We start from the raw sequence: 14,587 nt of genomic DNA on the forward strand, positions 1-14,587 counted from the left end.
CGGACAGGGCTCTGGCCACACCGCGATTGAGTCCCACGTCACGTTCGGGGTTGTGCATTTCCTGTTGTATGACAGGTGGTGTCCCGACTGGCTCCGCCTGGGTCGGTGGGGTGGGCGCTGGTTGCACCGGTCGATCGGCTCGTGCGACCGCGGGCCCGCGGGGGGCCACGGCCGCTACGGGCGCTGCCCGCGGCGCCGCCGGTTGCGCTGCCGGTTGCGCCGCGGCTGGTGCCGCCGGTACCGGTAGCGCGTGTTGCGGCACGTTACGGGAAGAGACCTCCTGGGCATCCTTGGCCGGGAGAGCATGCAGCCATGAGAATAATGCCACCACGATGCCGACGGCGACCAGGGTGGCGGAGACGGCGCCGACCATCAGCGCGGCGTTGAGAACCTTCCCCAGACCCTGCTTCGGCGGCGGCGAAGGGGTCGATGCATCGCGAGTACTGTCCATGAGCGGGATCCAAGGTTGTTCTACACCAAGTGACTGGGCAGAAGCGAGCGAATTGCGACAAGCCTTGAGACCCGTGCAGTTCCCTTGCTATCCAATAGGTATGGAAACTCCGCGGTCCGCTACCGCCGAGATGCCCGCGGCGGATCATCGGTCCGGCTTCGTCGCCATCATCGGTCGCCCGAACGTTGGCAAATCGACGCTGCTGAATCAGTTGCTCGGTCAGAAGGTGGCTATCGTCACGCCGAAGCCGCAGACCACGCGCAGCCGCGTCATGGGCATCATGACTTCGCCGCAGGCCCAGATCATCTTCATCGACACGCCCGGTTTGCATCGGCCGCGCAACTTGATCAACCGCCGCATGGTGGAAGTGGCGGAACGGGCGGCGGACGAGGCGGACCTGCGCCTGTGGGTGGTGGATGCCGCGGCAGGGATCACCGTGCCGGACCGCAAGGTCGCCGAGCGGCTCCAGGCGGGTAAGGCGCAGACGTGCGTGGTGCTGAACAAGATCGATCGCCTCCCACGCAACGCCCTGTTGCCCTTGATGGCGGAACTCGATCGGATATTGCCGGGGCGGGACGTCATCCCCGTCAGCGCGCTGCGCAAAACCAATTTCGACGAGCTCATCGCGCTGATCGTGCGCTTGCTCCCCGAAGGGCCACGGTATTACGACCCGGAAGCGTTCACCGATCAGACGGAGCGCATGCTGGCGCAGGAAGTCATCCGCGAGAAAGTGCTCCTGCAAACAGAGGCGGAGGTGCCGTATGCGGTTGCCGTCAGCATCGATCAGTTCGAAGACAAGCCCAATGTCGCCGTGATCTCGGCCACCATCCACGTCGAGCGCAATTCCCAAAAGGGGATACTGATCGGCGCGGGTGGCCGGCGCATCAAAGAAATCGGCCGCGCGGCGCGGCTGGAGTTGGAGCAGATGCTCGACCGCCGCGTGTACCTGGAACTGTTCGTCCGCGTGCAGGAAGGGTGGACCAAACGCGAAGCCTTGCTGAAGGAATTCGGGGTGTGACCGCATGAACGCCGAAGCCCTCAGTCCTGAAGCGTCGGAAGCGACGAGCCCGCGCCTCCCGGTGGTCGCCATCGTCGGACCGCCCAACGCCGGCAAGTCGACGTTGTTCAACCGTTTGGTGCATACGCAGCGGGCCATTGTCGACAGCCGGCCCGGGGTGACGCGGGACCGCAACATCGCCACCGCGGACTGGGGCGGAAGGAAATTTCTCCTCGTGGACACCGGCGGCTTCGAAGAGAAGGAAGGCTCATCGCTGGCGGCGGCGGTGCGGACGCAGAGCCTGCGGGCGGCGGAAGAAGCCGACGCCGTGATCGTTCTGCTCGACGGGCGCGCCGGCTTGAGTCCGTTGGACCGCGATCTGGTCGAGCGCCTGCGCCCGCTGCGCACCCCTGTGTTCTACGCCATCAACAAGCTCGACACGCCGGGGCACGATGACCAAGCGGCGGACTTCTTCGCCCTCGGCCTGCCGTTGGTATTCCCCATCTCCGTGGCGCACGGGCGCGGCATCACCGATCTGATGGATCATGTGCTGGAGCAGCTCCAAGAACCGGCCGCGGCCGCGGCGCCGGCAGCGCGGGGCGCCGTGAACCTGGCGATCGTGGGCCGGCCGAACGTCGGCAAGTCCTCGCTGCTCAACTGTATCCTCGGCTTCGAACGGGCCATCGTCGACGCCACCCCGGGCACCACGCGCGACGCCATCGACACCGCCTTTTGCGCCGGCGACCAGCCGTACATATTGGTCGACACCGCCGGGATCCGCCGCCGCCCGCGCGTGTACGAGCAGGTGGAACGGGCCAGCGCGGCGCGCGCGCTGCGTGCCCTCGATCGCGCCGAGGTCGCGGTTGTGGTCATCGATGCCGTCGAGGGGATGACCGAGCAGGATGCGCGCATCGCCGGATACGCCTGGGAACGCGGGCGTGGCTTGCTGTTTGTGGTGAACAAGTGGGATGCCGTGCCGCGTGCCGAGCGCAAAGGCGCACGGGTCCTTGCCTTGCTGCGAGACCAGTACCCGACGCTGGGTGAGGTGCCAGTGGTCTTCCTCTCCGCGCTCACCGGAGCGGGCGTCAATGATCTGTTCCCGGCGCTGAAGAAGCTGGTGGCCGCGCACCGGCGGGAAATGCGCACCGTGCGGCTCAACGAACTGCTCGGCGAGGTCACCCGCGCCCAGGCGCCGCCGAGCGTGCACGGCAAACGGCCGCGGTTCTTCTATGCCGCGCAGACCGGCATCGCGCCGCCGACGATCACCATCTTCACCAGTGCTCCGGAGCTGGTGCCGCCCACATACGAGCGCTACCTGATCAACGCCTTTCGATCGGCTTTCGACCTGCAAGGCACGCCGGTGCGCTTGCACCTCCGGCGCCGGCCGAGAGCTAAAGACCAAGGCCCGAAGTCCAAACCCCGGGCCTGAGCCAGACTCAGGACTCAGCACTTTTCTTCCTGCAGGCGGTAGCTGGCGGCGTATTCGACGTACTGCGCCGCCGACGATTGCAGTTGCGCCAGTTCCTCCGGCCGCAGCGGGCGTGAGACTTTAGCCGGGCTGCCCATGACCATGTGCCCCCGAGGAATCTTCGTGCCTGGCGCCACCAGCGAGCCGGCGGCAACCAAGCAGTCCTCTTCGATCTCGACGCCGTCCATGACGATGGCGCCCATGCCGATGAGGCAGCGATCGGCGATACGACAGCCGTGCAGGATGACTCCGTGGGCTACGGTGACGTCGTCTCCGATAAATGTTCCCCAGCGGCCGCGGGTAACGTGGACGGTGGAGTTGTCCTGAATGTTGGTCCGCGCCCCGATGCGGATGTGGTACACGTCGCCGCGAATGACGACGTTGAACCACACGCTGGCTTGCGCCCCGATCTCGACATCGCCAATGACCTGCGCGCTCGGGTTGACGTAGGCGCTCGGATCCACCTGCGGGAGACGGCCCTTGTACGGAATCAACATGGGAGGACGGTAGCGAAATTTCCGGCGGCCCTCAAATAGGTAAAAAACAAACGGCAACGGCAAGGTGAAAAGAGAAAGTCATCTCTCTCCGGGCGCCGGTTTCGCATTTCGGGTTTTCTGTTGGTGGTTTGTCCCGCGGCGCTGTTCGGCCTTCCTCCACAACATGTAGTAGGCCCGGAAGACTTCTTGCCAAACCGGTAGCGCTTTGCTAGTAGAATCCATGCTTCTGAGAACCCCTGTTTCGACCTGGTTTCGCAGGCCCACTCGCGCTTCAGCCGGTGGGCTTGCGCGCCTGTGGAGAGAAGAAATGGCGACCGGAGGACGGTGTGATGTTCAGCAATGATCTGCCCGAAGGCCTGACCTTTGACGATGTGTTGCTGCTGCCGGCGCAATCGGATTTCTTGCCGCGCGAGGCCGACTGCAGTACCCAACTGACGCGCCAGATCAAGCTGAACGTTCCGCTGATCAGCGCCGCCATGGATACGGTGACGGAATCGCGCACCGCCATCGCCATGGCGCAGGCAGGCGGCATTGGCGCCATCCACCGGAATTTGTCCATCGAGGAGCAAGCCCTGGAAGTCGAGAAGGTGAAGAAGTCCGAGAGCGGCATGATCCTCGATCCGGTGACCGTGGATCCGGATCAACGCATCGTCGACGCCCTCGAGATCATGCGCCGCTACCATATCTCCGGACTGCCGGTCACCCAGGCCGGGAAGCTGGTGGGCATTCTGACGAACCGGGACCTGCGCTTCGAAAAACGCCTGGATCGCAAGGTGCGCGAGGTCATGACGTGCGAGAACCTCATCACCGGCCGGCCCGGCATCGGCCTGGAGGAAGCCAAGGAAATCCTGCACGCCAACCGCATCGAGAAACTGCTCATCGTGGACGGTGAAAGTCATCTCAAGGGACTCATCACGGTCAAGGACATCCAAAAGGCGGCGCAGTTTCCCCACGCCTGCAAAGATCATCTCGGCCGCCTGCGGGTGGCCGCCGCCGTGGGCACGGGCGACGACCGGCTGGAACGTGTCAACGCGCTGGTGCGCGCCGGCGCCGACGCGCTGGTCATCGACACGGCGCACGGGCATACGGCCAACGTCATCGAGACCCTGCAGGAAATCAAACGCAACCATCCCACCGTGGAAATCATCGCCGGCAACGTCGCCACCGAGGACGGGGCGCGCGCCCTGGCCCGTGCCGGTGCGGATGCCATCAAGGTCGGCATGGGTCCGGCGTCGATCTGTACGACCCGGGTCATCTCCGGCGTCGGCGTGCCGCAACTGACGGCGATTGCGGACTGCGCCAAGGTGGCCCGTGACTTCGGCATACCGGTCATCGCCGACGGCGGCATCAAGTACTCGGGCGACATCACCAAGGCGCTGGCGGCCGGTGCGCACCTGGTGATGATCGGCGGTTTGTTTGCCGGCACCGAGGAGAGCCCGGGAGAGACCATCCTGTACCAGGGCCGTACGTACAAGCTCTATCGCGGCATGGGTTCGCTCGAAGCCATGCGCGAGCGCGAAGGCAGCCGCAACCGCTACATGCAGGACGACGAATGGGAACAGATGAAGCTCGTGCCCGAAGGCATCGAAGGCCGCGTGCCACACAAAGGCCCACTCTCCTTCATCGCCACCCAACTGGTGGGCGGCCTCAAGGCCGGTATGGGGTACTGCGGCTGCCGTACCATCACCGAGTTGCATGAAAAGGCGCGCTTCGTGCGCGTATCGACCGCCTCGTTGGAGGAAAGCCACGTGCACGATGTCTTCATGACGAAAGAGCCGCCGAATTACCGAAGAGAATGAAGCGGTCAGCGTTGAGCCATCAGCTATGAATCGGAAGGGGAGGATGTGGGAATGACTTCATGCAGCGGTGTTTGCGGCCGGAATCTTGTCTCTGAGCTGAAAGCTGACAGCTGATCGCTGCCCGCTCACCCATGATCCTCATCCTCGACTTCGGCGGGCAGTACACCCAGCTCATCGCCCGGCGCGTGCGTGAGGCGCGGGTGTACTGCGAGATCCATCCGTATTCCTTGGCCCTGGACAAGATCAAAGCGATGCAGCCGGAGGGCATCATCCTCTCCGGCGGCCCCGCCAGTGTGTATGAAGACAACGCTCCGCTTCCCGACCGCGGCGTTACCGAGCTGGGCGTGCCCGTGCTTGGGATTTGTTACGGCATGGGCGTGCTGACCCTGTTTGCTGGCGGTGAGGTGGCGCGCGCGCCGCGGCGCGAATACGGCCGGGCCGATCTGATCGTCGACGACACCCGTGATCTGCTCGCCGGACTCGACAGCGGCGCGACACCGGTGTGGATGAGCCACGGCGACAAGATGGCACGCATGCCCCGCGGCTGGCAGGTGCTGGCGCACAGCGCCAACTCGCCGATCGCGGCCTTCGCCGACGCCGACCGCCGCCTGTTCGGTGTCCAGTTTCACCCCGAGGTCGCCCACACGCCTCGCGGCAAGGAGGTGCTGGCCAACTTTCTGTTCCGCGTGTGCCGCGCCACGGCCGATTGGACGATGGAGAACTTCGTCGAACGCGAAAGCGCGCGCATGCGCGAACGCGTCGGTGGCGCCGGCGTGGTCTGCGGGCTGAGTGGCGGCGTCGACTCCACCGTGACCGCCGCCCTGGTGCACCGCGCCATCGGCGACCAGCTCACCTGCATCTTCGTGGATAACGGCGTGTTGCGGCTGGACGAGGCGCAGCGGGTGATGGGGTTTCTGCGGCGGAGTTTCCATTTCCGCATCAAGATGGTGGCGGCGGGAGCGCGCTTCTTGGAGCGGCTCAAGGGTGTCGAGGACCCGGAGCGGAAACGGCGGATCATCGGCGTCACCTTCATCGAGGTGTTCGAAGAAGAAGCGCGGGCGCTGCCCAACGTCACGTTCCTGGCCCAGGGCACGCTGTATCCCGACGTCATCGAATCGGTGTCGTTCAAAGGACCGTCGGCGACCATCAAGAGCCATCACAATGTCGGCGGCCTGCCTGAGCGCATGCATCTCAAATTGATCGAGCCGCTGCGCGAGCTGTTCAAGGATGAGGTGCGGCAGTTGGGAGAGGTGCTCGGCATCCCGGCAACCATCGTCGGCCGGCATCCCTTTCCCGGACCGGGGCTGGCCATTCGCGTGCTCGGCGAGGTTACGGCCGAACGTGTTGCCGTGCTGCAAGCGGCCGAAGCCATCGTCGACGAAGAGATCCGCGCCGCCGGTTTGTACGATCGGCTGTGGCAAGCCTTCGCGGTGCTGCTGCCGGTACGGACGGTGGGGGTCATGGGCGATGCGCGCACCTACGACAACGTCATCGCCATCCGCGCCGTGGAAAGCGTCGACGGCATGACCGCAGACTGGGCCCGCCTGCCTGCCGACCTGCTGGCCCGCCTGTCGAGCCGTCTGATCAACGAAGTCGGTGGCGTGAATCGCGTCGTCTATGATATTTCATCGAAGCCCCCGGCGACCATCGAGTGGGAGTGAGGGGAAGACGGAAAAGAAGGGTTCTAGGGATCGAGGGTTCAAGGGTTCGAGGGGAAGACTCCCTTGAACCCTAGGTTGGGTAGGGGTTGAGGGGCAATGTCGTTCGTTCATCTGCACGTCCACACGAAGTATTCGCTGCTCGATGGAGCGAACAAGACCGAGGCGTTGATCGCCGCAGTCAAGGCGGCGGGCATGCCGGCGGTGGCCATTACCGATCACGGCAACATGTTCGGCGCCGTCGAGTTCTACCAGAAGGCCGTGGGCGAGGGCGTCAAGCCGATCCTCGGCTGTGAAGTGTACGTCGCCCCGAAGAGCCGCAAGGACAAGGGCGGCGGCCGCGCCGACGACTTTGAAGCCGGCGGCAATCATCACCTCATCCTGCTGGCCATGAACCAGGAAGGCTATCGCAATCTCTGCCGCCTGGTGACCCTGGGCTACACCGAAGGCTTCTACTACAAACCCCGGATCGACAAGGAGTTGCTGCGCCAGTACAACGGCGGCCTCATCGCCTTGTCCGGTTGCCTGGCCAGCGAGGTGAACCAGGCGATCGCCGCCGGCAGCATCGATCGCGCCCGCGCCGTGATGGAGGAATACCGCACCCTCTTCGACGACCGCTACTACATCGAGGTGCAAGACAACCACTTGCCGCAGCAGGAACGCGCCAACGTGGAACTCATCCGCCTGGCGCAGGAGCTGAGTCTGCCGCTCGTCGCCACCAATGACTGCCACTATCTTCAGCCCGCCGATGCCAAGGCCCACGAGGTGCTGCTCTGCATCCAGACGGGCAAGACGTTCAACGACGAGAAGCGCTGGCGCTTCGAAACCGATCAGCTCTACGTGAAGCAGCCGGAGGAGATGCGTGCGGCCTTCGCCCACTGCCCGGAGGCCGTCAGCAACACGCTGGCGATCTCCCAGCGCTGCAACTTCGAGCTGACCTTCGGCAAGTACCAGTTCCCCGTCTTCGCCACGCCGAATGCGGAGAGTCTCGAGGACCACCTCGATAGCGTGGCGCGCGAAGGCCTCGCCCAAAGGCTGGTCCGCTTGCGGGCCCAGGAAGGGTGGGACGCCGAGCGCGAGCGTCTCTATCGCGATCGCTTCGACGTGGAACTCAAGATCATCAAGGAAATGGGGTTTGCCGGCTACTTCCTGATCGTTGCCGACTTCACTAACTATGCCAAACGCCAGGGAATCCCGGTCGGTCCGGGGCGAGGCTCGGCCGCCGGCAGTCTGGTAGCGTATGGGCTCGGCATCACCGACATCGATCCGATCCCGTACCACCTGCTGTTCGAGCGCTTCTTGAACCCGGAACGCAAGTCGATGCCCGATATCGACATGGACTTCTGCTTCGAACGCCGCGAGGAGGTCATCCAGTACGTGCGCCAGAAGTACGGCGACGACCGTGTGGCGCAGATCATCACCTTCGGAACCCTGAAGGGGAAGCAAGCCATCAAGGACGTCGGCCGGGTCCTCGATTTTCCCTTTGCCGAAACCGACCGCATGGCCAAGCTCTACCCCGCCCCGAAGCAGGGCAAGGACTTTCCGCTGGCGCAGGCCTTCAAGATGGAGCCCCGGCTGCAGGAGCTGCGCAATCGCGGCGAGCGCGAGGAGCAGCTGTTCGCCTACGCCGAGCGCCTCGAGGGGTTGCTGCGGCACGCCTCCAAGCACGCCGCCGGCATCGTCATCGGCGCCGGCCCGCTCATCGAAAGCCTGCCGCTGTTCATGGACAAAGACGGCGCGGTGATGACGCAGTACCCGTACAGCGACGTCGATGCGATCGGATTGATCAAGTTCGACTTCCTCGGGCTCAAGACGCTCACCATGATCGACAAGGTGGTGCGCCGTGTGCGTGAGAATCGCGGTGTCAGCGTCGATTTCAGCACCCTGCCACTCGATGACCGCGCCACCTACAAGCTGACCGCGAAAGGCGACACCGTCGGCGTCTTTCAGCTGGAGAGCGGCGGGATGCGCAAGCTGCTCACCCAACTGCGGCCGACGATGTTTGAAGATCTCATTGCCGTGTTGGCATTGTTCCGGCCCGGACCGCTCGACAGCGGCATGGTGGAGCAGTTCATCAAGCGTAAGGACGGCAAGGAGCCGATCAAGTACTTGCACCCGGCGCTCGAACCGATCCTGCGCGACACCTACGCCGTCATCGTCTACCAGGAACAGGTCATGCAGATCGCGCAGGTGCTGGCAGGCTACTCGCTGGGCGACGCCGACAACCTGCGCCGTGCCATGGGGAAGAAGAAAAAGGCCGAGATGGAGCGCGAGAAGGAGCGCTTCATCAAGGGCGCCGTCGCGCGCCAGGTGGCGGAGAAGCTGGCGCGCGAGATCTTCGAGCAAATGGAAACCTTTGCCGCCTACGGCTTCAACAAATCGCACTCGGCGGCCTACGCGCTCATCTCGTACCAGACGGCGTACCTGAAAGCACATTTCCCGGAAGAGTTCATGGCCGGCCTGCTGACGCTCGAGATGGGCGATACGGACAAGACCTACAAGAACATCGCCGAATGTCGCGAGCGCGGTATCGCCATTCTGCCTCCGGACGTGAACGAGAGCCGCGAGGACTTTACCGTGGGCCAGCCGCGTGAAGACGGCCGGCGGCCGATCCGTTTCGGCTTGGGCGCCGTCCGCGGTGTCGGCTCGAAAGCCGTGGAAGGCATCATCGCCGCGCGCGAGGAGGGCGCATTCACCTCGCTGGCCGATTTCTGTAAGCGGGTCCAGACTCAGCAGGTGAACAAGCGGGTGATGGAAAGCCTGATCAAGTGCGGCGCCTTCGATTTCAGCGGCGAGCCGCGCCGGCGTCTGCTGGAAGGGCTGGACCGAACCTGCCAATGGGCGGGGCAGGGGCCTCGCGTCGAGGAACTGAACCAGATGGGGCTGTTTGCGCCCGGCAGCATCAAGGTGACGGCCGCGCAGCCGCCGCCGCTGCCGGACGTGCCCGAGTGGGAGATGAAAGAGCGCCTGCGTGCCGAGCGTGATGCCATCGGCTTCTTCATCACCGGACACCCGCTCGACAAGTACGTCCGCGACCTGAAGCGCTTCGCCGACGCCACCACCGCCAATCTGCGCAGCCGCGCGCACCAGGAAAAGGTCAAGCTCGGCGGCGTCATCCTCACGCGCAAGCTGAAGAACAGCCGCAAAGGCGACCGCTACGCCACCCTCAGCCTGGAAGACCAGTGGGGAATGGTCGAGGTGATTGCGTGGCCGGAGACGTACCGGCGGTGCGAGAGCGCCATCCATTCCGACGAGCCGGTGTTTGTGACTGGCACGCTCGAGCTCAGCGAGGAGCGCTGTCAGGTCATCGCCGACGAGGTATCGGTGTTGCTGGAGGCGCGCGAAAAGGCAGCCAAGGAAGTGCATTTTGCGTTGCAGGCCGAGCGTCTCAGCGACGAGCGCCTCCGCACGCTGCGCCAGACGCTGACACAGCACCACGGTCCGTGCAGCGCCTTCCTCCATCTGCTGCTGCCCAACCGGACGGAAACCGTGATCGCGTTGCCGGCTGAGTTGAAAGTCGCACCGACCGAGCGCATGCTGGAAGACGTGGATCGCTTGTTCGGCGATGGGGTGACTTCATTCCTGTAGAGTCCAACGAACGCGGCAGGCGACGCCGCGGGTCACAGGCGCAGCAGCCCGCGCATACGTATAGCGGCGACAAGACGCTCACCGAGCGCGCCGTGCTGGTCGGCACCATACGTGCGGGCGACAGCCTGCTCAGCGGCGAGGAATCTCTCGCCGAGTTGGAGCGGTTGGCTGGGACCGCCGGCGTCACCGTGATGGCGAAGGCGCTCCAGACGCTGCGCCGCATTCACCCCGCAACCTTCATCGGATCGGGCAAGGTCGAAGAAGTTCGCCAGTTGATCGAGGAGCGCGGCGCCAACGTCACGATGTTCGACGATGCCCTGTCTCCGGCGCAGCAGCGCAATCTGGAGAGCGCCCTGCGTGTCAAGGTGGTCGACCGCAGCCAGCTCATCCTCGACATCTTCGCGCAGCGCGCCCACAGCCTCGCGGGCAAGCTGCAGGTGGAGCTGGCGCAGCTGCAGTACCTGCTCCCCCGCCTGACGCGGCAGTGGCAGCATCTGTCGCGTCTGGGCGGCGGTGTCGGGACACGCGGTCCGGGTGAGACGCAGTTGGAGGTCGACCGCCGCCGTGTGCGCGAGCGCATCGCCGCACTGCGCCGTCGCCTGGGCGAAGTCGCGCGCACGCGTCGCCTGCACCGGGAAAGCCGCGCCCAGGTGCCGTATGCGATGGTGGCGCTGGTCGGCTACACCAACTCGGGCAAATCGACCCTGATGAACCGCCTCACAGCCGCCGGTGTGTTGGTGGAGGACAAGCTGTTCGCCACCCTCGATCCCACCGTGCGCCGGCTGAACCTGCCGAGCGGCGCCGTGGCGCTGTTGATCGACACGGTGGGATTCATCAACAAGCTGCCGCACGGCTTCGTCGACGCCTTCAAGAGCACGCTGGAAGAGGTGCGTACCGCGGACCTCTTGCTGCACGTCGTCGACGCCAGCAGCGAGCACGCGGTGGAACAGACGCGGGTGGTGGAACAGGTGCTGGGCGAACTCGGGGCGGGCAAGACGCCCCGCATCACGGTCCTCAACAAGATCGATGTGCTGCCTCCAGGGCACCGGCCGTTTGGCAGCGAGCTGGCGAGCTGCCCCATCTCGGCGCGCTCCGGCGACGGCGTCGCCGAGCTGTTGCAGGCCATTGACGGGGCATTGCAGGCCGGGCGGGAGCGCTTGCACATCCGTATTCCCGCCACGCGTGGTGACTTGGTGGCGCGCCTGCACCAGGGCGGCACGGTGTTGCGTGAGGAGTACGAGGACGGCCAAGTGGAGGTGACGGCGCTGGTGCCGCCGAAGCTGGCCGGCCAGGTGCGCAAAGCCGTCGGCCGGCAGCAGTTGACAGCCGGCGGACAAATGGGTCAAAGCCTGCCGGAATGACACGGCTTGTGGCTGTCCGCCGGGCCCCCGGTTCGGCAAAGCGCGCGATGCGAGGGTGGGCCTCACGATGCTGACGTTGCCGAACTTCCTCACCCTGCTGCGGATCATCGCCATCCCGGTCTTTCTCATCCTGGTCAACGACCACCACTATGCGGCAGGGATGGTGCTGTTTGTCGCGGCGGGGATCACCGACACCATCGATGGGGTGATTGCGCGGTTGACCGATAGCAAGAGTGCGCTCGGTGCCACCTTGGATCCGTTGGCGGACAAGCTGCTGCTGATCAGCTCGTTCGTGGTCCTGACGTGGGTCGGGGTCATTCCGGCGTGGCTCATGATTCTGGTGCTGACGCGGGACGTGGTCATACTCACCGGCTATCTCGCCATCTACTTTGTCAGCACGCCGATGGAGTTGAATCCGACGCCGGTCAGTAAGCTGAACACTTTTCTGGAGATGACGGTGATCGGCTTTGCGCTGCTGACCTTGGCGCGACCCGACATTCCGATGGCGCGTGTCAACCTGGTCACGTGGTACCTCACCGCGGCCACCATCACCATTTCGGGCGTGCACTATGTCTACAGCGGCTTGCTGTGGTATCAGCGACAAGGGACAGTGAGCGTGACCGAAGCATCCAAGCGGGGAAGGGAAACGGCCTGATGGTGAGAAGACTGCTCCTGACCGCCCTCGCAATGAGTGTCGTGTCGCCGGCCTGTGGCGAGGTCACGGCGAGTCAGGTGGTGAGCCAAGTACGCCAGCTCGCACAGACGACGCGCAAGTGGGGCGACCGCGAGCAACGGTTGAAGCTGCGCATCGTCGATCGACGCGGCGGTGAGCGGACGCGCGACCTCGTCATTTTCATGAAGAAGTATCCGGACGATCGGAACCGCACCATTCTCTTCTTCGAGTCGCCACCGGAGGTGAAAGGTGTCGGCCTCCTCCAATGGGGCGACTCGCACGCCAAGGACGAGCAGTGGCTCTATTTGCCGGAGCTGAAACGTGTCCGGCAGATCAGCGCGGGAGCCAAGCACGAGAGCTTTGTCGGTACCGACTTCAGCTACGATGATCTCGCCATCATCAGCGAGATCACCGACTGGACCGACGCCGACGCGCGCACCAGCCTGCTGCGTGACGAGACCGTGGACGGTCACCTCTGCCACGTCCTCGAGTACACGCCCACGGGCAAAGACCTCAACTACAGCAAGATTCTCGACTGGGTCACGGCGGACGATCTGGTCACGTTGAAGTTCGAGATGTACGACAAGTCGGCCCGGCTGGAGAAAGTGCTGGCATTGAGTGACATCCGCAAGATCGGGGAGATCCCGACCGCCTTCCACATGGAGATGCAGAACACGCAGGGGGGCAGCCACACCGTGGTGGACTTCAGCGAGGTCAAGTACGACACGGCGCAGAGCGACGACCGGTTCACCCAGCGCGCCTTGGAGCACGGGCTGTGACGGTGTTGAAGGATGTCTTCGGCGCTCGGCTGACTTGAAACAACGCAGAGAGGCGGAAGATGAATCTCAGCGGCATCGCGGCGCTCTTGCGAACACCTCATTTATTGTATTGCGAATGAGAGACTACGACGGGCCGCAACCGGCGCGACCCTCGGCGAGGATGGCGTCGAGCTGGGCCAGAGCCGTTTGGCGATCCAGGCCGACGAGTATCCCCCGCATGCCGAGCGCCGTCGCGGCGGCAACGTTGCCCTCGAAGTCGTCGAGAAAGACGCAATGTTCCGGGGCGACATTCCCCAGACGCTCGAGTGCGAGCTGGTAGAACCGCGGATCGGGCTTGCGCCGCCCGACCTCGCTGGAGTCGACGACGACGTCGAAGAGCTCGTCAGCCGGCAGCAGCGCGCGCCACGCATCGCGAAACTCGGCGATGTTATTAGTCAGCAGGGCAGTGCGATAGCCGTCGACACGGAGCGAGCGGACGCGCTCGACGACGACCTCCCGTGCCTCCGTGCCGCCGCTCATGCGGGAAAGGATATCGAGCGGATCGAGACACACCCCGTGCGACGCCGCCAGCGCGATCAGCTCCTGACGGGCAGCGGGAAACGACAGCTCGCCACGCTCCAGCCGGTGCCAGGGGTGGTCCGTATCCTGGTCGTACGGCCCGAACACCAACCGCAGGGCGAGGTCGAGATCGATTCCCAGCTCAGCCCCCGTCATGCGAACCGCTTCGAACGGCGAGTCGGTGAACACGCCACCCAGGTCGAACAGCACTGCTTCGATCATTGTCCTTTTATCGCACAACCACGCGCCCTGCGCGACCAGAGGGAAGGGAATCAGGGCTGCGGCAGCAACTCAGGTCGCAAGGCGTAAACGCAGCGGTCGAACGGGGCTGGCGGCTGCTGGCCTCGGGGAAGCCGCGGGTGCCACGAGCGGCAGGCGGACTCGAAAAGTCGATCCTTGGTGCGGCGCGCTGTCGACCCCCAGAGTGCCCCCGAGCGCCGCGGTCAACTCGCGCGCCAATGTTAGACCCAATCCGACTCCCGGGAAGTGCCGGGTGAGTGACCCATCGAGCTGGCGGAATGCTTGAAAGATGCGGGCAACATCTTGGGGCGCGATACCGATGCCCGAATCACGGACGGCAATCTCGACGTGCCCGCCGCTGCGCTCGGCGCGCAGCTCGACGACGCCTTCCTCGGTGAATTTTGCGGCGTTACTCAACAGCCCGTTGATGATCAGTCGCAGCATGCGGGCGTCGGTCACCGTTAAAAGCACAACACTAAACCCTTTACCGCAAGTTGTGGGATTGACGACCATACTTC

General features: G+C 64.6%; 12 protein-coding genes. 8 read left to right on the plus strand and 4 right to left on the minus strand.

Annotated features, from left to right (window positions below):
• Window positions 1–451 (minus strand): hypothetical protein (locus VF515_22690; GenBank protein HEX7410437.1); only part of this gene is annotated, 451 nt, incomplete at its 3' end.
• A 100-nt stretch (window positions 452–551) separates the two neighbouring features.
• Here VF515_22690 and era point away from each other — a divergent pair.
• Together era and der are read left to right on the plus strand one after the other, a co-directional pair.
• On the plus strand, window positions 552–1,469 hold the full coding sequence (gene era / locus VF515_22695) for a GTPase Era (protein ID HEX7410438.1): 918 nt from the start codon (window positions 552–554) through the stop codon (window positions 1,467–1,469).
• Window positions 1,470–1,473: 4 nt separating this feature from the next.
• Complete coding sequence (der, locus tag VF515_22700) at window positions 1,474–2,877, plus strand: ribosome biogenesis GTPase Der (GenBank protein ID HEX7410439.1); 1,404 nt, start codon at window positions 1,474–1,476, stop codon at window positions 2,875–2,877.
• A gap of 14 nt (window positions 2,878–2,891) precedes the next feature.
• Here the strand turns inward: der and VF515_22705 are convergent, their stop codons facing one another.
• Window positions 2,892–3,413: a gamma carbonic anhydrase family protein gene (locus VF515_22705; GenBank protein HEX7410440.1), complete on the minus strand. Its 522-nt coding sequence runs from the start codon at window positions 3,411–3,413 to the stop codon at window positions 2,892–2,894.
• Window positions 3,414–3,742: 329 nt separating this feature from the next.
• On the opposite strand from VF515_22705, the gene guaB reads away from it, so the two are divergent.
• From guaB to VF515_22735, 6 genes are all read left to right on the plus strand, one after another.
• Window positions 3,743–5,212, plus strand: coding sequence for an IMP dehydrogenase (guaB, locus tag VF515_22710; GenBank protein ID HEX7410441.1), 1,470 nt, complete (start codon window positions 3,743–3,745; stop codon window positions 5,210–5,212).
• A 131-nt stretch (window positions 5,213–5,343) separates the two neighbouring features.
• Entirely contained in the window at window positions 5,344–6,873 is a 1,530-nt protein-coding gene (gene guaA, locus VF515_22715) for a glutamine-hydrolyzing GMP synthase (protein HEX7410442.1), read from the plus strand.
• 96 nt (window positions 6,874–6,969) lie between these two features.
• Window positions 6,970–10,458 carry a DNA polymerase III subunit alpha gene (dnaE, locus tag VF515_22720; protein ID HEX7410443.1) on the plus strand — a complete coding sequence of 1,163 codons (3,489 nt, stop codon included), beginning with the start codon at window positions 6,970–6,972 and terminating at the stop codon, window positions 10,456–10,458.
• A 92-nt stretch (window positions 10,459–10,550) separates the two neighbouring features.
• Window positions 10,551–11,819: a GTPase HflX gene (hflX, locus tag VF515_22725; GenBank protein ID HEX7410444.1), complete on the plus strand. Its 1,269-nt coding sequence runs from the start codon at window positions 10,551–10,553 to the stop codon at window positions 11,817–11,819.
• Between the two features lie 67 nt (window positions 11,820–11,886).
• Window positions 11,887–12,474, plus strand: a complete 588-nt coding sequence (locus tag VF515_22730) for a CDP-alcohol phosphatidyltransferase family protein (protein HEX7410445.1) — start codon at window positions 11,887–11,889, stop codon at window positions 12,472–12,474.
• Window positions 12,474–13,271, plus strand: a complete 798-nt coding sequence (locus VF515_22735) for an outer membrane lipoprotein-sorting protein (GenBank protein ID HEX7410446.1) — start codon at window positions 12,474–12,476, stop codon at window positions 13,269–13,271. Before VF515_22730 ends, VF515_22735 begins: the two co-directional genes overlap by 1 nt.
• A gap of 123 nt (window positions 13,272–13,394) precedes the next feature.
• Here the strand turns inward: VF515_22735 and VF515_22740 are convergent, their stop codons facing one another.
• A complete protein-coding gene (locus tag VF515_22740) occupies window positions 13,395–14,051 on the minus strand; it encodes an HAD family phosphatase (protein ID HEX7410447.1) in 657 nt (218 codons plus the stop codon).
• Window positions 14,052–14,120: 69 nt separating this feature from the next.
• The coding region (locus VF515_22745) for an ATP-binding protein (protein HEX7410448.1) at window positions 14,121–14,587 on the minus strand (467 nt) is incomplete at its 5' end.

The organism is Candidatus Binatia bacterium (assembly GCA_036382395.1).
In the GTDB taxonomy this organism is placed as follows: domain Bacteria; phylum Desulfobacterota; class Binatia; order HRBIN30; family HRBIN30; genus JAGDMS01.